Origin of the sequence: Robertmurraya sp. DFI.2.37 (assembly GCF_029211245.1) — a bacterium.
In the GTDB taxonomy this organism is placed as follows: Bacteria; Bacillota; Bacilli; order Bacillales; family Cytobacillaceae; genus Robertmurraya; species Robertmurraya methanolica_A.
Map to the genome: position 1 here is coordinate 75,445 of NZ_JARGEJ010000002.1, position 22,784 is coordinate 98,228.

At 38.5% G+C, this 22,784-nt stretch carries 18 protein-coding genes; 1 reads left to right on the plus strand and 17 read right to left on the minus strand.

Annotated elements, in window-relative coordinates:
• Nucleotides 1-11: 11 nt before the first annotated feature.
• The 5 genes from hemB to hemA all read right to left on the minus strand — a co-directional run bounded on the left by hemB (nt 12) and on the right by hemA (nt 5,034).
• Nucleotides 12-983: a porphobilinogen synthase gene (gene hemB / locus PZE06_RS01760; RefSeq protein ID WP_150913680.1), complete on the minus strand. Its 972-nt coding sequence runs from the start codon at nt 981-983 to the stop codon at nt 12-14.
• 3 nt (nt 984-986) lie between these two features.
• Entirely contained in the window at nt 987-1,775 is a 789-nt protein-coding gene (locus tag PZE06_RS01765) for a uroporphyrinogen-III synthase (RefSeq protein ID WP_150913682.1), read from the minus strand.
• The gene (gene hemC, locus PZE06_RS01770) at nt 1,772-2,707 is read right to left on the minus strand and encodes a hydroxymethylbilane synthase (RefSeq protein ID WP_150913684.1); all 936 of its coding nucleotides are present in this window, start codon (nt 2,705-2,707) and stop codon (nt 1,772-1,774) included. The genes PZE06_RS01765 and hemC overlap by 4 nt, the downstream gene beginning before the upstream one ends.
• Before the next feature lie 132 nt (nt 2,708-2,839).
• Nucleotides 2,840-3,673, minus strand: coding sequence for a cytochrome c biogenesis protein (locus PZE06_RS01775; protein WP_150913686.1), 834 nt, complete (start codon nt 3,671-3,673; stop codon nt 2,840-2,842).
• 14 nt (nt 3,674-3,687) lie between these two features.
• A complete protein-coding gene (gene hemA / locus PZE06_RS01780) occupies nt 3,688-5,034 on the minus strand; it encodes a glutamyl-tRNA reductase (RefSeq protein ID WP_150913688.1) in 1,347 nt (448 codons plus the stop codon).
• A gap of 438 nt (nt 5,035-5,472) precedes the next feature.
• Here hemA and PZE06_RS01785 point away from each other — a divergent pair, with 438 nt between their 5' ends.
• Complete coding sequence (locus PZE06_RS01785; RefSeq protein WP_150913690.1) at nt 5,473-5,958, plus strand: LiaI-LiaF-like domain-containing protein; 486 nt, start codon at nt 5,473-5,475, stop codon at nt 5,956-5,958.
• 404 nt (nt 5,959-6,362) lie between these two features.
• Here the strand turns inward: PZE06_RS01785 and PZE06_RS01790 are convergent, their stop codons facing one another.
• The 12 genes from PZE06_RS01790 to leuC all read right to left on the minus strand — a co-directional run bounded on the left by PZE06_RS01790 (nt 6,363) and on the right by leuC (nt 22,672).
• A complete protein-coding gene (locus tag PZE06_RS01790) occupies nt 6,363-7,100 on the minus strand; it encodes an amino acid ABC transporter ATP-binding protein (protein ID WP_225310578.1) in 738 nt (245 codons plus the stop codon).
• 8 nt (nt 7,101-7,108) lie between these two features.
• Nucleotides 7,109-7,756 (minus strand): amino acid ABC transporter permease, encoded by a 648-nt coding sequence (locus tag PZE06_RS01795; RefSeq protein ID WP_150913694.1) that lies wholly within the window; start codon nt 7,754-7,756, stop codon nt 7,109-7,111.
• A 54-nt stretch (nt 7,757-7,810) separates the two neighbouring features.
• Nucleotides 7,811-8,602, minus strand: coding sequence for a transporter substrate-binding domain-containing protein (locus PZE06_RS01800; RefSeq protein WP_150913696.1), 792 nt, complete (start codon nt 8,600-8,602; stop codon nt 7,811-7,813).
• A 232-nt stretch (nt 8,603-8,834) separates the two neighbouring features.
• Nucleotides 8,835-9,419: a ribosome biogenesis GTP-binding protein YihA/YsxC gene (yihA, locus tag PZE06_RS01805; protein WP_150913698.1), complete on the minus strand. Its 585-nt coding sequence runs from the start codon at nt 9,417-9,419 to the stop codon at nt 8,835-8,837.
• Nucleotides 9,416-11,743 (minus strand): endopeptidase La, encoded by a 2,328-nt coding sequence (gene lon, locus PZE06_RS01810; RefSeq protein ID WP_150913700.1) that lies wholly within the window; start codon nt 11,741-11,743, stop codon nt 9,416-9,418. The genes yihA and lon overlap by 4 nt, the downstream gene beginning before the upstream one ends.
• Before the next feature lie 378 nt (nt 11,744-12,121).
• A complete protein-coding gene (gene lonB / locus PZE06_RS01815; protein ID WP_150913702.1) occupies nt 12,122-13,789 on the minus strand; it encodes an ATP-dependent protease LonB in 1,668 nt (555 codons plus the stop codon).
• A gap of 472 nt (nt 13,790-14,261) precedes the next feature.
• Complete coding sequence (gene clpX, locus PZE06_RS01820) at nt 14,262-15,527, minus strand: ATP-dependent protease ATP-binding subunit ClpX (protein ID WP_150913704.1); 1,266 nt, start codon at nt 15,525-15,527, stop codon at nt 14,262-14,264.
• 665 nt (nt 15,528-16,192) lie between these two features.
• On the minus strand, nt 16,193-17,476 hold the full coding sequence (gene tig / locus PZE06_RS01825) for a trigger factor (RefSeq protein WP_150913706.1): 1,284 nt from the start codon (nt 17,474-17,476) through the stop codon (nt 16,193-16,195).
• Nucleotides 17,477-17,772: 296 nt separating this feature from the next.
• Nucleotides 17,773-18,795 carry a tetratricopeptide repeat protein gene (locus PZE06_RS01830; RefSeq protein WP_150913708.1) on the minus strand — a complete coding sequence of 341 codons (1,023 nt, stop codon included), beginning with the start codon at nt 18,793-18,795 and terminating at the stop codon, nt 17,773-17,775.
• 548 nt (nt 18,796-19,343) lie between these two features.
• On the minus strand, nt 19,344-19,976 hold the full coding sequence (locus PZE06_RS01835; RefSeq protein ID WP_150913710.1) for a DUF1349 domain-containing protein: 633 nt from the start codon (nt 19,974-19,976) through the stop codon (nt 19,344-19,346).
• Between the two features lie 682 nt (nt 19,977-20,658).
• Entirely contained in the window at nt 20,659-21,246 is a 588-nt protein-coding gene (gene leuD, locus PZE06_RS01840) for a 3-isopropylmalate dehydratase small subunit (protein WP_150913711.1), read from the minus strand.
• A gap of 13 nt (nt 21,247-21,259) precedes the next feature.
• Nucleotides 21,260-22,672: a 3-isopropylmalate dehydratase large subunit gene (gene leuC, locus PZE06_RS01845; protein WP_150913713.1), complete on the minus strand. Its 1,413-nt coding sequence runs from the start codon at nt 22,670-22,672 to the stop codon at nt 21,260-21,262.
• Between the last annotated feature and the right edge of the window lie 112 nt (nt 22,673-22,784).

Genomic DNA, 22,784 nt, shown 5'->3' on the forward strand with positions numbered 1-22,784 from the left:
TTCTCACATTTTTAATTTTCTTTCAGCCATTTTGCCGCATCTTTAGCATGATACGTAATAATGATATCCGCTCCAGCTCGCTTCATCCCAACAAGCATTTCCATTACTACGGACTTTTCATCAATCCAGCCGTTTTGAGCAGCTGCTTTCACCATTGAATATTCTCCACTCACATTGTAAATGACAACTGGCAAAGTGAAATTATTTTTCACATCACGTACGATGTCTAAATAAGGCATTCCTGGCTTAACAATTAGAAAATCAGCTCCTTCTGCGACATCGGATTCTGCTTCTCGAAAAGCCTCCAAGCGATTTGCAGGATCCATTTGATATGTTTTGCGATCACCAAATTGCGGCGTGCTTTCTGCTGCATCTCTAAATGGTCCGTAAAAAGCAGAGGAATACTTAACTGCATAAGACATGATTGGTGTATCTTCAAAGCCTGCTTCATCTAGCCCAGCACGAATAGCAGCAACAAAGCCATCCATCATATTTGACGGAGCGATAATATCAGCACCAGCTTTTGCTTGGCTAACAGCCGTATCAACCAACAATTTCAATGACGGATCATTTAACACTTTTCCATTCTCAACGATTCCACAATGCCCATGGCTTGTATATTCACATAAACAGGTATCAGCAATAACAATTAATTCCGGGTAATGCTGCTTAATTAACCGAGTTGCTTCCTGCACAATTCCATGATCATGGAATGCTCCTTGTCCACACTCATCTTTCTCAAGCGGGATTCCAAATAAAAGAACAGATTTAATCCCTAAAGATACAACCTCATCAATCTCCTCTATTAATAAATCAAGGGATAGCTGGTAAACATTCGGCATTGAAGAGATTTCTTTACGAATATTCTCTCCTTCAGCTACAAACAGCGGATATATGAGATCCTCAACATGGAGCTGATTTTCTCGAACCATTGAACGCATAGCTGCAGATTGTCTCAAACGACGGTGGCGATTAAAATTCATTTTTTATCCTCCTATTTTTTCCTTTTTCATCATGTATTGTGCAATTGCGCTCATCATTTCATAGGATGTATATATTTTAGGACAGACGTGCACCGTTAGTCCCAATTGTTCACACTTTCGCTTTGACACTGGACCGATCGTCGCCACAATACATTCTTTCATTTGTTCAAATAGATCATAAGTGGTAACGATTGACATAAAATGTTCAATTGTTGAAGGGCTTGTAAAAGGGAGTACGTCCAGCTTGCGATTTCGCAATAAATATAGAAGCTTTTCCTTACTATCTTCGGGAAAATACGTTTCATAAATGATAATTTCATCAACAATATGTCCCTTTTCTTTGAAAAACTGGGCAATATAATCCCTCGCCAAATTCCCCTTCGGAATTAACAGTCTTTCCCCTTCATTTACATAAGGAGAAAACTCCTTCACAAAGCTCTCCGCAACATAATGTTCTGGCTTGAAATCAACGGAAATTCCCCTTTTCAATAGAGCCTCTTCCGTTTTTTCACCAATCACAGCGATTTTGACACGAGACTTGTCCAAATTCACACCGACCATGGAAAAAAAAGTCTCAACAGTTACATCACTCGTAAAAATGAGCCAATCATATGTATGCAAGGAAGTTAAAATTGGAGCAATGTCGCTCCTATTTTCAACTGGACGAAATTCAAGAAGAGGGACCTCTACTGGAATCCCTCCAAATTCCTCTACAATAGCAGAAAAAGCTGAAGCGTTTTTTTTGCCGCGAGGAACAAGTACTCTTTTCCCTGTCAATGCTCGGGAATTCATTCTCCTTCTAACTCCTTTTTCACTGCATCGATTAAAGTCTTTGCTCCCTTGTCTATCAAGTAATCAGCAGCAGCAACACCCAATTGTTCAGGATCTGTTCCTTCCAACTTTTCTTTATAAATTGTTTTTCCATCAGGAGAAGCGACAAGAGCCGTTAATACGATTTTACCATCTTCATTCATATTGGCATATCCTGCCACCGGAACTTGGCATCCCCCCTCCATCTTATGAAGGAATGCGCGTTCAGCTCTAACTGTGATATCCGTTTCCTGACAAGTAAATTTGCTTAAAAGCTGTAGAAGCTCTGTGTCGTCGCCTCTACATTCAATCGATAAAGCACCTTGCCCAACGGCCGGAAGACATATTTCCGGCTCAAGAAATTCCGTTACAACATCTGAAGCCCAACCCATGCGCGAAAGCCCAGCAGCCGCTAAAATAATCGCATCGTACTCTTCCGTTTCCAGCTTCGCAAGACGCGTATCTATGTTTCCTCTAATCCATTTAATCTCTAGATCTGGCCGTGCCGCTAATAATTGTGCTCCTCGTCGTAAGCTGCTTGTTCCAATAACAGAGCCCGGTTGCAAATCTTTTAACGGTATATGCCCTTTAGAAATTAGAGCATCACGGTGATCTTCTCTTTCAGGAATACAACCTATAACTAAACCATCAGGAAGAATAGCCGGCATATCCTTCATGCTGTGAATAGCAAGATCAATTTCGCCATCAAGCATCGCCTGTTCAATCTCCTTCACAAATAGCCCCTTTCCCCCGACTTTAGAAAGGGTTACATCCAAAATTTTATCTCCCTTTGTGACGATTTCTTTCACTTCAAAATCGTAATTTGGATCTATTTTTTTTAGCTGCTCGATAACCCAATTTGTTTGTGTTAAAGCCAGTTTACTTCGTCTTGAACCAACAATAAATTTTCTCATGATTGCCTCCTGAAAGGATTATTTGTTAATATTAGAACGATTTTTTTATACTACCATGATACGGGACTAGCCATTTTAATTAAAATTGGCTAATAATCAAAACGGCATATTTTTTCTGGATGGGATTTCCATCTATGTGTACCATAGATGGAAAGAAGATAACTGACCAAACAGAAAGAAATTGATTAATATAATTAAAAAAGAAGCCAAATTCCACAGCGCTAAACTCTTACCTTGAAATTCCTTTCCAACACGTAGGTATAAAGAAATACCATACACGACAAGAACAATAAAGGAACCGATTACTTTCGCATCATACCAGATCATCTCCGGCAATTTAATATAAGCCCATTGCAATCCTAAAATCAGGGATAATAAAAGCATGGGAACGCCTATGACATTTAAAATATGGGACATATGCTCAAGCTTCGACAAATCAGATATTCGTATAAGACGCGCTCCCCATTTTTTGCGTTTCAAAAGATTGTATTGCAACAAATAAAGAAGGGAAAAGACTGCTGAAATCGAAAATGCTCCGTATGAAAGAATAGCCATTGTAATATGTATAAAAAGTAATTCAGATGAAAGTTGTTGGACCATAATTTCAGATTCGTATTGTATCGGAGCAAATGTATGAATGACCATGATCGCAAACCCAATAACATTCGTAAAAAAAACAATGAAATCAACCTTTAATAGGCGATTAAGTCCAAGCGACAAAGTAATTAGAACCCAGACATAAAAATAAAGGCCTTCAAAAATTGTCAGTATTGGAAATCTGCCTGTATTCACCATGTAAATACACAAAAAAGTCGTTTGCAAAAGCCATACAAACGCAAGTAACCAGAAGGCAACTTTGTTTGCTTTCCGGCTACTGTAAAGAAAATCAATAAAATATAATAAAATACTCAAGGCATAAAGAATGATTGTGAATTCATGTAGCCGAGTCATGTAAACCTCAATCATAGATAGAACCCCTTTTATGATTGAAAGGAAGCTTGTGGTGTTGCAACAACAGCTCTCTTTAAATCGGCAACTTTCGTTTCTTGCTGTTCTTTTACAAGATCTTCAATGTTGAATATTTTCATAAATAATTCCAATGCTTCGTCAGCATTATTTTGGCCGGCAAGTTCTTTCGCCTGTAAAATTGGATCCTTTAACATTTGGTTAATAATACTTTTCGTATGCTTATTCAGCACCTTTATTTCCCGGTCAGAAAGATGAGGCAGTTTTCTTTCAATACTATCCATCGTTTCTGCCTGAATTTTCAACGCTTTAACACGCAGCGCTGAAATAACAGGAACAACTCCCAGCATATTTAACCATTGCTTGAACTCAACGATTTCCGCTTCAATCATGAGCAAAATTTTCGACGCTGCTTTTTGACGCTCCTGTAGGTTCGCCTCAACAATTCCTTCTAAGTCATCAATATCATATAAGAAAACATTATCCAATTCCGTAAGCTTTGGATCTAAGTCACGCGGCACTGCGATATCAACCATAAATAACGGCTTCCCTTTTCGCAATCTTTCTACACATTCCATCATATCCTTCGTAACGACAAAATCCTTCGCTCCAGTTGAACTAATTAAGATGTCAGCTTCCATTAATGCACATTGAAGTTCATTTAATGACTTTGCTTGCCCTGAAAAGCGCTCAGCTAAGCTTTTCGCCTTTTCAAAAGTTCGATTAATAACCGTCACTTGGCTCACGCCATTGCCATGAAGGTTTTGAATCGCTAGCTCGCCCATCTTGCCCGCCCCTAAAATAAGGACATGCTTTCCATCTAATGAACCGAATATTTTTTTCGCTAATTCAACCGCAGCGTAACTAACAGACACTGCATTAGCACCAATATCCGTCTCAGAGTGAGCACGTTTTGCCAATGTTATGGCCTGCTTAAATAACTGGTTAAAAACCGTACCTGTTGTTTCGTTTGCTTGTGCCTCCTTAAAACTAGAGCGCACCTGTCCAAGGATTTGAGTTTCCCCCAAAACCATTGAATTCAAGCCACAAGCAACATTAAACAAGTGATCAACCGCGCCATCCTGCTCATACACAAATAAGAATGGTGAAAACTCTTGCTGAGGGATATTAAACCATTCTGATAAAAATTCCTTGATATAGTAACGTCCGGTATGAATCTGATCTACGACGGCATATATTTCTGTGCGATTGCATGTTGATAGAATAACGTTCTCAAGGATACTCTTTTTCCCGCTCAGTCTACTCATTGCTTCCCCTAACTGAGAAGGGTCAAACGTTAAACGCTCTCGAATTTCAACTGGGGCTGTTTTATAATTTAGACCAACAGTTAGAATATGCATGATTGTTTCGTACCCCCAAAAATGTTCGTAAATACACGAACCGATTTCAAACGAACAGAAATCGATCCACTTAATAATTATTATAACATGATAAGATTTCTAATAACCAATGAAATGTGAACATATCATGAAAACGGATGAGTTATAAAAGCTAAAATCTATGAAAGAGCTTGTTTCTTCCTATTCCGACAAAGTTCTTCCTCTAGTACCTTAACAAAAAAGATAGGACTATTCAAGTGAGTCGATTCACATTGTAATTGCCAAAATCAACAATTTCGTGAATAAATCGGGAGGCTTAGAAAAGAGTTTGATTCTCAATAGTTTTTTCACATATTAACATGATTTACGATAAATAATTTTAAATTAACACTTCTTCTTTTCATAAAATCAAGATATGATTAAATAGAAATTGAACAAATTTATGTTGGAAGTGTAAAAATGAAAAATCAACGAATTTTCCCTGGAATCATTCTTTTAGGATTTGGGGGGTACTTCTTTTTAGAACAAGCAAATATCACTCTTTTCGACGGCCTTCACACATGGCCGACTCTCTTAATCATTGTAGGACTAGCCTTCCTATTTCAAGGCTATTTAGCAAAGGATTATGACGCGATTTTGCCAGGGGTCATCCTCGCTGGATTCGGACTGCATTTCCATATTATTAATCATCTAACCATTTGGCCGAACTCAATCGGGGCCTTTATCTTAATTATTGCTCTCGGCTTTCTTCTTCGTTATCAAAAAGTCGGAGCCGGTCTATTTCAAGGTCTATTATTCCTAGTATTGGCAATCATGCTCCTTTTTTATGAGAAAATTATTGGCTGGCTAGGTTTGCTAGAAAACGGCGTCACATCTGTACTAAATTATTGGCCAATCCTATTCATTGCCTACGGAGTCTATCTTTTGTTTGTGCGAAGTAAATAAAAACAGTTACAAAGCTCCAAACTAAAAAGCAAGTGAAGCCATCTCGCGTCACTTGCTTTCTTCTTTCCATTTTTGGTCCACCATGTCGTTGATGTAAACCGATATAGGCTAATAGACTCTCATTTGGACAATATACGGTTGAATTTCTCCCCCTTGGCATGTTATGAGGATAAAATTCTTTCTTCAAAGACCCTCCATGAAAACTAACTTTTTTGCTCAAAATCCGCTCTCCTTTGTCCTCATGAACCCTTTATGCGGACACGGTTTCCTTCTTTTTGGCTTTTCTTTGTCGTCATGAACCCTTTATGAGAACACGCGGTGCTCTTTTATACCTTTCTCCGTCCTCATGAACCCTTTTATGCGGACACTTATTCGAACCCTTTTTAGTGACTGCCATAGAATCATTATAAAACCGAATCTAAAAAATCCTTTGTTCTCTGTTCTTTCGGCTGCTGAAATAATTCCTTTGGATGGCCTACCTCAACTATTTTTCCATCATGCATATAAATAACCCGATCAGCAACCTCACGGGCAAAGCCCATTTCATGTGTAACGACAATCATTGTCATTCCTTCTAATGCAAGTTCTTTCATCGTAGCCAATACTTCACCGACGAGCTCGGGATCCAATGCTGATGTTGGTTCATCAAAAAGCATAATATCTGGTTTCATGGCTAACGCTCTAGAAATCGCAACTCGCTGCTTTTGTCCGCCTGATAACTTTGAAGGAAAAACGTTCGCTTTTTCCAATAAGCCTACCTTTTCAAGCAAACGCCTCGCTTCCACTCTTGCTTCTTCCTTCGGCTTTTTTTTCACAAATAACGGTGCCTCCATCACATTTTCTAATACCGTTTTATGAGGAAATAAATGAAAATGCTGAAACACCATGCCTACCCGAGCTCTAACATGATTTAAATCATGGGTATTCTCCTCAATTTGTTCTCCTTCTATCGTGATCCTCCCGCTATCCTTTATTTCTAAAAAGTTTAAACAGCGTAACAACGTACTTTTTCCAGAACCGCTTGCACCAATTAAGCAGACGACCTCGCTTTCTTTCACTGTCAAACTTATATCTTTTAAAACATGTAACGGACCAAAGGACTTGTTTAATTTTTCAACTTCAATCTTCAACACAGACATCATATCTCTCCTTAATCACTGCTCGCCATTTTCTTTTCTACCCTTCCAACAAGGAGCGAAAAGAATAGAACTAGCACTAAATAATAAACTGCTACAATCAATAAATAGCTCATATAGTCGAAATCACTGGAGCCGAGTGTTGTAGCTACGTTGAAGAGCTCATACATGCCAATAAACGATGCGAGGGAAGAATCCTTTAAAGCAATTATAAATTGATTTCCCAATGGCGGTAACGCCCTCCGAAACGCCTGTGGCAAGATAATTCTTCTCATTGATAATCCATTTGACATCCCAAGAGACCGAGCTGCCTCCATTTGCCCCTTATCCACTGACTGGATCGCTCCGCGAAAAATCTCTGCAATATAAGCGCCATTGTGGAAGGCTAGCCCTAGTACAACTGACCAAAACTGCGAAATATTTAAAGCTGTCAATCCGAAGTAAAAGATGAATATTTGTACAACAAGCGGGGTTCCACGTACGAGAAAAATATATAAATTCGCAACCCACACAAGTACCTTGACAGTCGATATTTTTAAAAATGCGAAAAACAAACCAATAAAAATAGCAATCAAAATTGAAACAAGCGTTAATTGAAAAGTAAGGAGCATCCCCCGCAAAAAAATCGGAGATGTCTCTACAAATAAAGATAACAATTCCAAAAAGATACCTCCTAACAGCAATGGCGAATGCAGCTGTGCACATTCGCCATTTACTTAAGATTCTTCAGGGAGTACAGTAATATCCTCGCCAATATATTTCTTACTAATTTCTGCTAATGTGCCATTTTCTTTTAATGTTTGAAGAGCTTCGTTGATTTTTTCTAAAAGGGCTTCATTCTCCTTCGCAACAGCAATCGCCTGCTCACTTTTGCCCAGCAATTCTTTCCCTTCGATTTCCATTCCAGCCCCGATCGCTTCTTTGCCCGTTACAAAATCCGTAATAACCGCGTCATGCTTTCCGCGGCTAAGTGCCTCAAGCGCTGTGACATCACTGTCATAAAAAATGATATTCGTTGAAATACTTGCTGCATATTCCTCATAAGTTGAACCTTTCGATACGGCGATTTCTAATCCTTCTAAATCTGCGAGCTTCTCAACAGCGCTATCCGGACGGACAAAAATTTGTGGACCAGAATAATAATATGGCGTCGAAAAGCTTATATGCTCTAGGCGTTCTTCTGTAATCGTATGACTGGCAACGGCTGCATCGACTCGCCCTGCCTTCACACTTTCGACAATGCTGCCGAACTTCATCTTTTGTTGCACTGGTTCAAGCCCTAATTCCTGTGCTATCGCCTCACCTACTTCAATATCAAACCCCGTCATCTTTCCATCTGCGTCCGTAACACTAAAGGGCTTAAATTCTCCTGAAGATGCGAAGACTAGTTCTCCATCTTTAATCAACTTAAATCCATTTGCATTTTCTGAGGATGCACCGCCTGATCCACATGCTGCAAGGAGAAGCAACAAAAAAAACCCAATTGCTCCTTTTGTTAATCGCTTCATGACAACAACTCCTTTAATTCGTAAGTGATTTCAATGTTTGCCAAAGGATGGCATCATATTTTGTAACAAAATTCCATTTTACTGAATTTTCAGTTTTTTAGTCGTGAAAAACGTCTAATTTATGCTTCAACATTTTCCCAAGCTTGGACTGGTTTTTATATTTCTATGAACTAAAAGTAAAAAAAAGAACTTGATGAAGATGCTCCATCAAGTTCTTTCAGTTACGGCTATACTATCCCATATAATTTTCAATCGCCGTCCATGCTTCATCCTTTCCCTTTCCCGTTTCGGAAGAGAAAAGAATGATCGTATCCTCTGAATCTAAATCAAGTGTTTCTTTTGTTACTTTAAAATGCTTTTGCCATTTTGACTTCGGTATTTTATCCGCCTTTGTCGCAATAACAATACAAGGAATATTATAATGCTTTAAAAAGTTATACATCATAATGTCATCGCTTGTTGGGGGATGACGTAAATCCACAATTAACAGTACAGCACGAAGCTGTTCACGAGAAGTTAAATAAGTCTCAATCATTTTTCCCCAGGCTTCCCGTTCTTTTTTGGAAACCTTCGCATAACCATAGCCTGGAACATCAACAAAGTGAAGAATTTCATTGATTAAATAAAAGTTTAAGGTTTGCGTTTTCCCTGGTTTCGAAGATATTCTCGCCAACCCTTTACGGTTAAGCATTTTATTAATAAAGGAAGATTTCCCCACATTCGAGCGACCAGCTAATGCAAATTCAGGTAAATCTGTATCGGGATACTGATCAGGCTTTACCGCACTTATGACGATATCTGAACTCACTACCTTCACGATGGTGCACCGCCATTCAGCGCAATCGATAGGACCTCGTCAACATGGGTTACTGGGAAAAACTTAAGTTCATCTCTAACACTCTCTGGAATATCATCTATATCCTTTTCATTATCCTTTGGAAGAATAATCACAGAAAGACCTGCACGATGTGCACTTAATGTTTTTTCCTTTAAGCCGCCAATTGGAAGAACGCGACCTCTTAACGTAATCTCTCCAGTCATTCCGACTTCTTTCTTAATCGGTTTTCCCGTTAATGCAGAAACGAGAGCTGTAGCCATTGTGATTCCAGCAGATGGACCATCTTTCGGCACCGCTCCTTCAGGGACATGAATATGAATATCATGCTTCTCATGAAAATCCTCTTCTATCCCAAGCTCTGCTGCCTTTGAACGAACGTAGCTAAACGCAGCCTGAGCAGACTCCTTCATCACATCTCCGAGCTTCCCAGTCAATACAAGCTTACCTTTTCCAGGTGATAGCGATACTTCAATTTGCAAGGTATCTCCGCCAACTGTTGTATATGCTAATCCTGTTGCCACACCGACTTGATCCTCGAGCTCGGCCTGACCATAACGAAAGATCGTTTTTCCTAAAAATTCTTCTACATTCTTTTCCGTGACGACGACACGCTTCTTTTCGTTTGAAACGATAATTCTTGCCGTTTTACGGCAAATCGCTGCGAGCTGGCGTTCTAAGCTACGCACACCCGCTTCCCTCGTGTAATAGCGGACGATTTTTTGGATGCCATCCTCTCGAATTTGCAATTGGGACTTCGTCATCCCATGCTCTTTAATTTGCTTAGGCAATAAATGATCCTTCGCAATATGAATTTTTTCAAGTTCTGTATAACCAGCGATCGAAATGATCTCCATTCGATCTCTTAACGGACCAGGGATCGAGCTTAAATCATTGGCCGTTGCAATAAACATAACCTTCGATAAATCGTATGTTTCTTCAATATAATGATCACTGAAATTATGATTTTGCTCTGGATCCAATACTTCAAGCATTGCAGAAGAAGGATCGCCTCTAAAATCACTAGACATCTTGTCAATTTCATCAAGTAAAAATACTGGATTAATCGTTCCAGCCTTTTTCATCCCTTGAATAATGCGCCCTGGCATTGCGCCAACATAGGTGCGTCTATGACCGCGAATTTCCGACTCATCCCGTACACCACCAAGTGAAATACGGACAAAATTACGATTTAACGAACGAGCAATTGATCGAGCTAAACTCGTTTTCCCAACACCAGGAGGGCCGGCAAGACATAAAATCGGTCCTTTTAAGGAGTTCGTCATCTTTTGAACAGCTAAATATTCAAGAACCCGCTCTTTGACTTTTTCTAAGCCGTAATGATCTTCATCTAAAATTCGTTCTGCTTTTAAAATATTGAGATCATCTTCCGTCGCATTTGTCCAAGGCAAAGAAATAAGCCAATCAATATAGTTCCGAATGACGGAGCTTTCAGCTGAAGTTGAAGGAACCTTCTCGTAGCGATCTAGCTCTTTTAAAGCTGCCTTCTTCACATGTTCGACCATATTGGCCTTCTCGATCTTCTCTGCTAGTTCAGCGACCTCACCCGTTTTCCCATCTTTATCGCCAAGCTCCTTCTGGATCGCCTTCATTTGTTCTCGCAAATAATATTCCTTTTGCGTTCGTTCCATTGATTTCTTGACACGTTGGCCAATTTTCTTTTCTAAATTGAGAACTTCTTTCTCATTATGAATAATTTCAATTAATCGATTGACCCTATCCTTAACATTGATCGTCTCTAAAATTTCTTGCTTTTCTTTTAGCTTTAGCGGCAAATGTGAGGCAATAATATCTGCCATTCTTCCTGGTTCCTCAATATCTGTTAAGCTTGAATAAGTTTCAGCTGAAATCTTTTTTGACATTTTTATGTACTGTTCAAAATATTCCAGTAGCGTACGCATAAACGCTTCGTCTTCAACATCCTTTTCGGTTGAATCCACATACGTTTTCACACTTACTGCAAAATGATCATTTTCATCAAAAAAACGAATAATTTCAGCTCTTTTTAAGCCTTCCACTAGAACGCGAATCGTTCCGTTCGGGAGCTTTAACATTTGCTTCACCTTTGTCAAAGTTCCCATTCTGTATAAATCCTCTTCCCCAGGATCATCTATGGACATGTCTTTTTGCGTTGTTAAAAAAATGAGACTATCATCTACCATTGCCTTCTCTAAAGCTTGAACAGACTTATCCCGGCCCACATCTAGATGCAAGACCATAGTAGGATATACAAGTAAGCCTCGAAGCGGTAGGAGGGGGACGATTACTTCCTTCTTATTCGCCATTTACTAGCACCTCCAAATGCATATCTATCTTCATAAAAATGAGAATAATTCATTGTACAATTCTATCGTATTTACGAATAATAGTCTATTTTAAGGCTTTCGATTCAATTTCACAATAACTAAAGGGAAACGAATCGTATTTTTGCGATTTAGACTAATGATTGGGGAACATTCTTTAGTATCAATCATTTTCTGATGACAATGCATGAATCGAGAGAATTTCTTTATAAATAGAAAATTTGCTCTGTATGCCAAAATCCGGTGAGTTTTCCATTTCAATAAGACATCCACCGCAAATGCTGAAGGGGAAAAAAATAATGAAATTCAATAAAAAACTTCGGCTTTTGGTACAAACCGAAGTTTTTTATGCACGAAGAGTTAAATACTTTCTTTCTTCTTCAATTCGACAGATGCCGTAATCACTCTTTCCTCAGGTTTTTCTTTTAATAAGGCCACATCAAATACTTCTGATAGATGCGTGACAGGAACAATGGTGATTCCCTTCACTTCGTTCAAAATAGATTGGACATTTTCCTTCGGAATGATGACCGTTTCTGCCCCTGCTTTTTTCGCTGCCTTTATTTTTGGAAGAACTCCACCAATTGGTTTTACATTCCCATGTATACTAATTTCTCCTGTCATTGCAACCCTATGATCGATCGGGAGCTTATAAATAGCAGAGTAGATTCCTGTAGCCATGGCAATACCGGCCGAAGGCCCATCTATCGGAACCCCACCTGGAAAGTTTACGTGGATATCAAATTCATCAGCAGGAACCCCCATAGAGCGAAGAACAGTGATAACATTTTCAATAGAACCTTTTGCCATACTCTTTCTTCGAATTGACTTACTTCTATCGCCAATACTCTCTTCTTCGACAATTCCAGTAATATTGATTGTCCCTTTTTCTCTAGCAGGAATGGCCATCACTTCAATTTCTAATAATGCCCCCGTATTGGGGCCGTAGACCGCTAACCCGTTGACAAGCCCAACTGAGGAAAATTTCATGATCTTTCTTTCCATCCGTGGAGAAAGCTGGCTCGAATGGACGACCCATTCAATATCTTCGTCTTTAATAAAATCACGTTCTTCCTGAATCGCTAGACCAGCTGAGGTTTGGATTAAATTGACGGCTTCACGACCGTTGCGGGCGTAGTTAGCAAGAGTTCTCAACCCTGTTTCACCGATCTTTAGCTTCACCTTATCTGCGGCTTTCTTACCAACCTTTTCAATTTCTTCCTCAGTCAATTCTCGGAAGAATACCTCCATGCATCGAGAGCGGATCGCTGGTGGGATTTCACTCGGCGTTCTAGTCGTTGCACCAATTAAGCGAAAATCTGCAGGCAATCCATTTTTAAAAATATCATGAATATGGTTCGGTATTTGCGTGTTCTCTTCGTTATAATAGGCGCTTTCCAAGAAAACTTTTCGATCCTCTAATACTTTCAGAAGCTTATTCATCTGAATGGGATGAAGTTCACCTATCTCATCGATAAACAATACTCCCCCATGTGCATTTGTTACGGCCCCCTGCTTTGGCTGCGGAATACCAGCCTGCCCCATTGCTCCGGCTCCTTGATAAATCGGATCATGGACAGAGCCGATGAGGGGATCGGCAATTCCCCGTTCATCAAAGCGGGCGGTAGTTGCATCTAGCTCTACAAAGACAGAAGCGGGCTTAAACGGGGATTTAGGGTTTTTTTTCGCCTCTTCAAGAACTAATCTTGCTGCCGCTGTTTTTCCAACACCAGGCGGTCCATAAATAATTACATGCTGCGGATTAGGACCGCATAGAGCGGCCTTAAGCGCCTTTATTCCATCCTCTTGACCGACAATATCCTCAAAACTTGAGGGACGAACCCGTTCCGAAAGTGGCTCAGTTAAAGAGATGGACCGCATTTTTTTTAGCTGGTCCATTTCCTTTCTTGATTCCCTATCTATCGATACTTTTTGTGTCCGCTGATTTCTTAATAAATTCCAAAAATAAAGCCCTATTACAATACCGAAAAAAAACTGGATAAATAAGGCTATCCCTGTCCAACTCATGGTCTTCCCTCCTGTACCTCTCTAGCTTGTATAATGGGTTGCATTCATACGGATGCCTCGTTCGTTTATTGCCTCCATCTCATCATTTAAATAACCTGCATTTAAGTTATTTGCATACGTTTAGTATCTCCTCTTCAAGAATGGAATAAACAACAATTTTATAGAAAACTTTGAAAGGGAAAAAGGGGGAAAGAACGAAAATACGGTAAACCTTAAAAAGCTAATCATTCAACTTTTTGTAGTGAATCTTTATCAGCCTCCAAACGATAGTGTGCTTGTTCTTGCGATAGCGCTTTTTGGTCACTCACCGTGGGAAAACGAAACTTGAGGATATGAAATATACACGGGGAGAGCTTCCTAAACGATAAAAAAAGTCAAACCAACTAGTTGGTTTGACTTTTATAAGCTTTATGAAATTTCGAATGGATAGTGCCTCAGGACAACACGTAAGTCACCCTTCCAATTAATCATTTCATGCTGATGTTTTCGTTTCTTCCTCAATCACAGTTCCATCTTTTAGAAGAAGCTTCGGTGCACTGTTCTCAACAACCGTTTCCTTCGTGATGATACATTTTGAAATATCATCGCGGGAAGGTAATTCATACATGACATCAAGCATAATTGCTTCGATAATCGATCTTAATCCCCGAGCGCCTGTTTTGCGTTCAATTGCTTTTTTAGCAATTTCTTTAAGAGCTTCTTCCTCAAATTCTAACTCAACATCATCAATTTCAAGCATTTTTTGGAATTGTTTAACTAAAGCATTTTTAGGCTTCGTTAAAATTTCAATTAAGGCTTCTTCATCGAGTGAGTTCAAACTCGCAATAACAGGAAGACGGCCAATAAATTCAGGGATAAGCCCGAATCTTAATAGATCCTCTGGTAATACTTTTGACAATAAGTCCTTATCTTCCACTTCCTGCTGTTTAACATCGGCGCCAAAGCCAATAACTTTCTGACCTAATCGGCGCTTAATAATCGGTTCGATGCCGTCGAAAGCACCACCACAAATAAATAAAATATTTGTGGTATCAATTTGAATAAATTCCTGATGCGGGTGTTTTCTTCCACCCTGAGGCGGTACACTTGCTACTGTACCTTCTAAAATTTTCAACAATGCCTGCTGAACTCCTTCACCTGATACATCTCTTGTAATCGAAGGATTCTCAGATTTACGAGCCACTTTATCAATTTCATCAATGTATATAATGCCTTTTTCTGCCTTTTCTACATCATAATCAGCAGCTTGGATTAATTTCAGCAAAATGTTTTCAACATCTTCCCCTACATATCCAGCCTCCGTAAGCGATGTAGCATCAGCGATTGCAAAAGGAACATTTAAAATTCGTGCAAGCGTCTGAGCAAGCAAGGTTTTTCCACTACCAGTTGGACCAATCATAGCAATATTACTTTTAGCCAACTCAACATCATCAATTTTACTATTTGAATTAATGCGTTTGTAATGGTTGTAAACAGCCACTGACAAATTTTTCTTTGCCTGTTCCTGACCGATTACGTACTCGTCTAGAATATCCCGAATTTCCTTCGGCTTCGGCACATCCTTAAACTCTACTTCTTCCTCTGTTCCAAGCTCTTCTTCCACAATTTCTGTGCAAAGCTCAATACATTCATCACATATATATACACCTGGGCCGGCAACTAACTTACGAACCTGATCCTGTGTTTTTCCACAGAAAGAACATTTTAATTGTCCTTTTTCATCATTAAATTTAAACAATTTTTTCACCCCTTGAAAACGTCTAGTATCGTCTCTTGTTTACGTAGAACTTTACTTTATGTAAAAATTTGAGTCGATTTCACGAAAGAATATCCACTTGGAAAAAATTTTTACATTTAAAGTTATTTACATTTCACCAGAGGCTCCGCTGGACTTTCTCTGTCACTACACGCCAACTAGAACATCTGCTCCCTGCTCATTCACTACTGCAAATTATTTCTCTATCTAAAGTTATTTTAAACAAAATACTGTTTTACTTTATCGAGCTTCTTATTTAGTTCTTGGTAAAAATGGAACGCAAAATGGTTCTTCTTTACAAACCATTTTCAATAGTTATGTATTGCATTGTACCACATTTTATGTACGGACAGGAAATAATAACTCTTATAAGCAGAAGTTGTTTTACAGACCTTGAGCAGGGTTGGATTCACGAAAAACGGAAGAAAAACCTTTTTACTGGTGTACAGTTAAGCTTAACCAAAAAAGCTCAAATTAAGTCGGGTGTTTCCCTTAAACTTATTTTTTAAATTTGCAAATACTTTTGATTATATGTATATGTACAAAACTGATAATAATTGAATATCGCCAATATAAATATTATATATTATATTTTATAAAACAAGGCACGAATAAATCGTGCCTTGTTTTATTAAGTTTGTTTTAAATTATTCAACCGTTTTGCTGTTTTCAACAAGGAAATCTAATGCTTTACGAACTTGCACATCCGCTTTTAGACCTTCAAGGCTTCCTAAAGCAGCTGTAATATTCTCTACAGGCATATTGTACATTTCAGACATCTTGTTTAACTCTGCATCCATTTCTTCAGGAGAAACTTCGATGTTCTCCGCCTTTGCAATCGCTTCGAGAGTAAGGTTCATACGAACACGCTTTTCAGCCTCTTCCTTCATTTGCTCGCGTAAAGCACTTTCGTCTTGACCTGAGAATTGGAAGTATAGTTCAAGATTCATTCCTTGCATTTGTAGACGTTGCTCAAATTCTTGCATCATGCGATCTACTTCGTTATCGATCATGATTGCCGGCAAGTCAATCTCGGCATTCTCAGCCGCTTTTTCTACAACTGTATCACGTACAGTGTGTTCAGCTTCATGCTTCTTGCTTTCTTCAAGGCGAGTTTTAATTTTTTCTTTTAATGCATCTAAAGTTTCTACTTCATCATCCGCATCTTTAGCAAACTCATCGTCAAGCTCAGGAAGCTCTTTTCCTTTTACTTCATGAACTTTCACTTTAAATACAGCCTTTTTGCCAGCAAGCTCAGCGGCATGATAATCTTCTGGGAATGTAACTTCTACATCCTTTTCTTCACCAGCAGCAGTTCCTACTAGCTGCTCTTCAAAGCCAGGGATAAATTGACCTGAACCAAGCTCAAGGGAATAATTATCTGCCTGTCCACCTTCGAATGCTTCTCCGTCAACAAATCCTTCGAAATCCATTACGACTGTATCGCCATTTTCAGCAGCAGTTTCTTTTACTACTAGCTCAGCATGACGCTCTTGAAGTGAAGTTAATTCTTGATTAACATCCTCTTCTGTTACTTCAGTATTAACCTTTTCTACTTCTATCCCTTTGTATTGCCCAAGCTTTACTTCCGGTTTAACAGTAACTGTCGCTTTGAAAATAAGAGCTTTTCCTTTTTCTACTTGTTCAACATCAATTTCTGGACGATCCACCGGCTCAATTCCAGCTTCTTCAATTGCATTTGTATAAGCTTCTGGAAGAAGGATATCAATCGCATCTTGGTATAAAGATTCTACTCCAAAACGCTTTTCAAACATTGCACGAGGCATTTTCCCTTTACGGAAGCCAGGTACACTTACTGTTTTAACAACTTTTTTGAATGCAGCGTCCAAACCTTCATTAAACTTCTCTGCATCTACTTCAAATGTAAGAACTCCTTGGTTCCCTTCTTGTTTTTCCCATTTTGCAGACATACTTATATTCCCTCCAAAATCTATTATCATTGGTTCTTTTCCACACGATTTGCTATTGCTGTCCTGAAGAATCACGCTAAAGCAAAAAAATAACGCCATTCACTCCATTCATAGCAGGAAAGCAATTTGCTAAAATGAACTACGGCTTTGTTATTGGCAATAACAATCAGTAATTTGAAAACAACCATAATGAATATGCATCCTAAAGCCATATCCAATTTAATATGTAAATACCAATGATTACACATTACAACCACTACATTATAACATACGATTTGTCTCTTTCAACATTGAAGCTAAATAATGGGATAAGAAATTTTTTCTAATTTTTGAATAAAGAAATAGGCCCTTTCAACTTCCTCTATAACAACCGGATACTGTCCTGCTATATCTTTTATATGAGCGTCAACTCCACTGAACCTAAGACCCGTTAAATGATAGGCTGCTGCCCATAAAACCGGATCGACGGGCGACCATTCAAATGGATAAAGAAGATATAAATGTCGTTCAATAAGGCTGATAATATGTTGATAGAGAATCGGATCTTCATTCTCAAGATGAAATAACTCTCTTTGTACATCCTTCATTTGATTCATTTCAGTGGAAGGGATGAGTAAGCTTGGAACAACAAGCTTCACTTTGCCAAATTTCTCAATCTGAATCTCTTTTTCATATTCCTGCTCTTGCAAGATATTGAGGAGCATCGTTTTAAGAAACGGATGACCTTCTTCGCTTTCAAGATATTGCTTTACTTCAGTTATGTATTGCCGAACATTTTTATGCGCCAATTCGGCTATCGCTAATACTAATTGATTAGGGTCTTTATTCGCCAACAAATTTGTGTTTTCGCTCTCTTCATCAGCATAATGACTTCGCTCATCTTGTTCCACTTTATTTTCAATCATCCGTTTGCAAAACGCCAACAATTTAGAAAAATGCTCCTGTTTTTCAAACGGTATATCCTTCTCATCCTGAAGAACCTCGATCGTTGTCATAATTTTTTCATATTCATGAAGCTGAACGAGGATCATTAAATAAAGATCAACCGTTTGAAAATACTCGCCAATTCCTTCTTTTAGCATATCTTCAGCGAGCTGTTTCGCTTTCTCAAAGACCCCTGCTTCATAATAGGCTAAAACCAAACCAACATAAATATCGCCATCCTCAGGTGCAAGGCTCTTCGCTTCTTCAAACCATCTCACTGCTTCTGTAAAATTTTTCTGCTGAAGTTGTTCTAAGCCTTTGTCTAAAAGCCGCTTTTCAAGGTCAGGAAATTGAATAACATTGCCTTTTATTCTCTTTCGCCCCTTTTTATTCATATAAAATACCCCTTCAAATTAGTTGAGGTAAGTTTAGCATGTTCTAAAACATGTCTGCAAGCGTGGAGTAAAGTAATTAATAATACACCATTTTCAATAAAAATGACAATTAATTGAGAAGCTTATGCACCTTAATTGTATACTACAAAGAAACCCTAAATTATTAAATATGCTGTTCTTTAATGTACTTTTATATTTATAACCATTCAACGGACGTTAGGAAACTCTAAAGCATGCAACCCTTTGAATAAAGAGCAATAGCTAATCATAATACATGACTAGCATATCCTTTCAATTAAAAAAACGACAAACCGAAAGCATAGACATAATCTTAGCTTCGATATTGTGGAGTGCTCCCATTTGTTGATTGCTATTAAAATTTAGTCTATCTATGAAGTTGATACATTACATCATTTATTAATCGTAGCTCAAGTACAATCAAGTAAATAAGGATTAGTTGTGTGTGCCCAACCATTTCTTACTCCCACAATAATTCTTTAAAATTCTATGAGCATGAATTCACTAACGTTTTAATCATTGCTGTAATCTTATAAATAAGCTTCTTTCGGATCATTACCAAGTTCTTCGATGGCAAGATAATCAAAACGAACGACTTGTTCTTTTCCTTGAGGACTACATGCGTATACTCCCGCTTGAATCGTTGCATTCTTGGAAATATGTAAATGGGCAATTCTTATTTGATTCCAAACCTCGCCATCCCATGAAAAATCAACATAGCAGTTTTGGTCAATTTTAGATATTCTATAGAAAATTTGAACATTTTTACAATCCACATATTGTGTCGACCAATCAGAGTATCCTCTATTTGTAACTACTGCTCCTAACTTACTTAAACCATCTGGTATATACTCTAAAGACGTTTTCACCCATGTATCTTCCGATAATCGTATCATAAGTCCCGCTTGGTCATACCTTGAACTTGGGGAAGCTTCAACTTTTGTTGTCATTCTAAAATTCTTTTTTGTTTTTGCATAGAGGAAATGTCCATTGTCTGCCTGAAAGCCATAATGTGTTCGTTGCCAATAATCCGTTCTTTCATCCGTTTCTAAAACAAGTTTAGATGAGCTAATTTCCCATTTTTTTGGCTCACAACGCCACTCTAATTTGTCATTTAATCTTTCTCCACCAAAATCCTCATATAGAATCAAACCTTTTTTCATGCCATAACCTCCTGTTAAGTTATTTCTTTCACTCTGACATAGACTCACTTGGCCCTTACTAGCTAAATTTATAGAACGCTATGACTACTTTTTACCATTATTATATTATTAAAATTATTTTTTTAAAATCTTACAAAAACAAAGTTTACGAAAACATTCTTCCTTTTTCCCAACCTAATATTCCTTTTTCTAATGGATAATTAGCGATTTCCCAACGTTGGGCATAAATCATTTCTCTCCAGCAGAGATTGTTAGTAAGTTTCAATTCTTTGTTTCATATAGAATTTATCGACACATAAAACATATAAGTTAAAAGAATTTATCACAATGATTCAAAATTGATTAAATTTTTACGATATCTGAATTGTTAACCTTATGATTAGCGGAGAGATCAGTTAGCCACTTTATTATTTTGTAAACATAAAAAAGAACGAGCATTTTAACTGCTCATTCTCTAAACACACTCAATATTTTATTTCTCGATTTAGTTCCGCATCTTCAAAAAGAGCATCGTAAACCATGCTAAAACCCTTCTTGAACATCATAAAAAAATTTTTTATTAAACATCGATTTATACACTTGATTCGTTTCAAATGCTAAACAAAGTGACAAAGTCTAACTTAGTTGTTCTCGGAGTCAAAATCCATTATTTTTATAGTGTGCTTGCCCGAAATTTAATAACTTATAAATTGTTCGCTTGTTCATAAGCTGAGATTTTGTCGTCTAGCTGGAGGGTAATTTCAATCTCATCCCAACCATTAACGAGCATCGTTTTCCAATAGTCTGAAATAGGAAAGGTTGCTTTAAAGCCTTCATGATTTGTCACTTTTTGTTCAACTAAATCAATATGAAGAATCATGGCCTTTTCCTTACCTTTTGCAATCAGAAGTTTCACTTCCTCTTCCTGTAGCACAATTGGCAGGATGCCATTTTTTAAACAGTTTTGCTTAAAAATATCTGCGAAAGATGGTGCAATCACGGCTTTAAATCCATAGTCAAGCAATGCCCACGGTGCATGCTCTCTCGAAGAGCCACAGCCAAAGTTTTCATTTGCAATTAAAATCGTAGCTCCTTGATTCTCCGGCTTGTTTAATACAAACTCTTCATTCGGAACTCCTTCCGCCTTATATCTCCAATCATAAAATAGAAACTTCCCAAAGCCTGTTTTCTCAATTCGTTTTAAAAATTGCTTCGGAATAATTTGATCAGTGTCCACATTGGCGCGGTCAAGCACTACAGCTTTCCCCCCAAGTTCTTGAAACCCAGTCATTCCCTCACCCTCCTTATAGCACTTCTACTTTGTTTAGATTACGAATGTCGACAAAATGACCATTTAACGCCGCTGCTGCTGCCATTTGTGGACTGACTAAATGCGTTCTGGCACCGGCACCTTGGCGCCCTTCAAAATTTCGATTTGAGGTTGATGCACAATGCTCACCACTTGGCACAACATCTGCATTCATGCTTAAGCACATACTACAGCCTGCATCGCGCCATTCAAAGCCTGCCTCTTCAAAAATCCGGTTTAACCCTTCCTCTTCAGCAGTCCTCTTCACAAATTGAGAGCCTGGCACCACTAGAGCACGAACCCCCGGATGAACTTGTTTTCCTTTTACCATTTCTGCAGCAGCTCGAATATCTTCTATTCGTGAATTTGTGCATGAACCGATAAACACATGTTGGATTTTAATATCTTGAATTTTTTGACCTTCCTTTAACCCCATATAAGCTAACGCTCTTGCCAGCGATTCTTTTTCCAATTCAGTAGCACACTCAGCTTCGGTTGGAATTGAACCATCTACTTTAGCTGTCATCGAAGGATTGGTTCCCCAGCTTACCATCGGGGCAATATCACTACCATCAATTTCAATGACTTTATCATATTCGGCGTCCTCATCTGAAGCAAGGGATTTCCAGTTCTCAACATATTGATCAAAAATCTCTCCCTTTGGCACATGCTTTCTTCCTCTTAAATAGGAAAAAGTCGTCTCATCTGGGCTCACCAAGCCAGCTCTTGCTCCACCTTCAATCGACATATTGCAGATCGTCATCCGTTCTTCCATCGACAAGTTCTTAATGACATCCCCACAATATTCAATTACATACCCTGTCCCAAACTTAATCCCATAGTTTGCTAGAACATATAGAATGACATCCTTGGCTGTGACGCCATTTGCTAAAACACCATTGATCTCTAGTTTCATTGTTTTTGGCTTTGATTGCCATAGCGTCTGCGTAGCCAATACATGCTCCACTTCACTAGTTCCAATTCCAAAGGCTAGCGCTCCAAACGCTCCGTGCGTAGAAGTATGGCTGTCTCCGCATACGATTGTTTTTCCCGGCTGAGTCAAACCTAATTCTGGACCGATAACATGAACGATCCCTTGCTCTGGACTGTCAATCCCAGCAAGTTCAATCCCAAATTCCCGACAATTCTTCTCCAATGTAGTCATTTGATTTAAAGCTACTTGATCATCTATTTGTTGGCGATTAATCGTTGGAACATTATGATCCATCGTCGCAAAGGTTTTATCCGGTCTACGCACTTTGCGATTTTTCATCCTTAAGCCAGAAAAGGCCTGTGGAGATGTTACTTCGTGCACAAGATGCAAATCGATATAAAGCAAATCCGGTTTTCCCGCTTCCTTATGGACTATATGACGTTCCCAAATCTTATCAACAATCGATTTTCCCATCTTATCCCTCCTACAAAAATATTTCTAAATTAGAGCTTTATAGATAAACACGACCGAAGAGGTCGTGTTCGTGTCATACTAGGCAAAATATAGAAAGACCTACTCATTAACC

What these genes read in the sequence shown, in the direction of transcription:
- hemB (WP_150913680.1), bottom strand. Translation starts at nt 983, where the DNA reads ATGAATTTTAATCGCCACCGTCGTTTGAGACAATCTGCAGCTATGCGT.
- PZE06_RS01765 (WP_150913682.1), bottom strand. Translation starts at nt 1,775, where the DNA reads ATGAATTCCCGAGCATTGACAGGGAAAAGAGTACTTGTTCCTCGCGGC.
- hemC (WP_150913684.1), bottom strand. Translation starts at nt 2,707, where the DNA reads ATGAGAAAATTTATTGTTGGTTCAAGACGAAGTAAACTGGCTTTAACA.
- PZE06_RS01775 (WP_150913686.1), bottom strand. Translation starts at nt 3,673, where the DNA reads ATGATTGAGGTTTACATGACTCGGCTACATGAATTCACAATCATTCTT.
- hemA (WP_150913688.1), bottom strand. Translation starts at nt 5,034, where the DNA reads ATGCATATTCTAACTGTTGGTCTAAATTATAAAACAGCCCCAGTTGAA.
- PZE06_RS01785 (WP_150913690.1), top strand. Translation starts at nt 5,473, where the DNA reads ATGAAAAATCAACGAATTTTCCCTGGAATCATTCTTTTAGGATTTGGG.
- PZE06_RS01790 (WP_225310578.1), bottom strand. Translation starts at nt 7,100, where the DNA reads ATGATGTCTGTGTTGAAGATTGAAGTTGAAAAATTAAACAAGTCCTTT.
- PZE06_RS01800 (WP_150913696.1), bottom strand. Translation starts at nt 8,602, where the DNA reads ATGAAGCGATTAACAAAAGGAGCAATTGGGTTTTTTTTGTTGCTTCTC.
- lon (WP_150913700.1), bottom strand. Translation starts at nt 11,743, where the DNA reads ATGGCGAATAAGAAGGAAGTAATCGTCCCCCTCCTACCGCTTCGAGGC.
- lonB (WP_150913702.1), bottom strand. Translation starts at nt 13,789, where the DNA reads ATGAGTTGGACAGGGATAGCCTTATTTATCCAGTTTTTTTTCGGTATT.
- tig (WP_150913706.1), bottom strand. Translation starts at nt 17,476, where the DNA reads ATGTCTGCAAAATGGGAAAAACAAGAAGGGAACCAAGGAGTTCTTACA.
- PZE06_RS01830 (WP_150913708.1), bottom strand. Translation starts at nt 18,795, where the DNA reads ATGAATAAAAAGGGGCGAAAGAGAATAAAAGGCAATGTTATTCAATTT.
- PZE06_RS01835 (WP_150913710.1), bottom strand. Translation starts at nt 19,976, where the DNA reads ATGAAAAAAGGTTTGATTCTATATGAGGATTTTGGTGGAGAAAGATTA.
- leuD (WP_150913711.1), bottom strand. Translation starts at nt 21,246, where the DNA reads ATGACTGGGTTTCAAGAACTTGGGGGGAAAGCTGTAGTGCTTGACCGC.
- leuC (WP_150913713.1), bottom strand. Translation starts at nt 22,672, where the DNA reads ATGGGAAAATCGATTGTTGATAAGATTTGGGAACGTCATATAGTCCAT.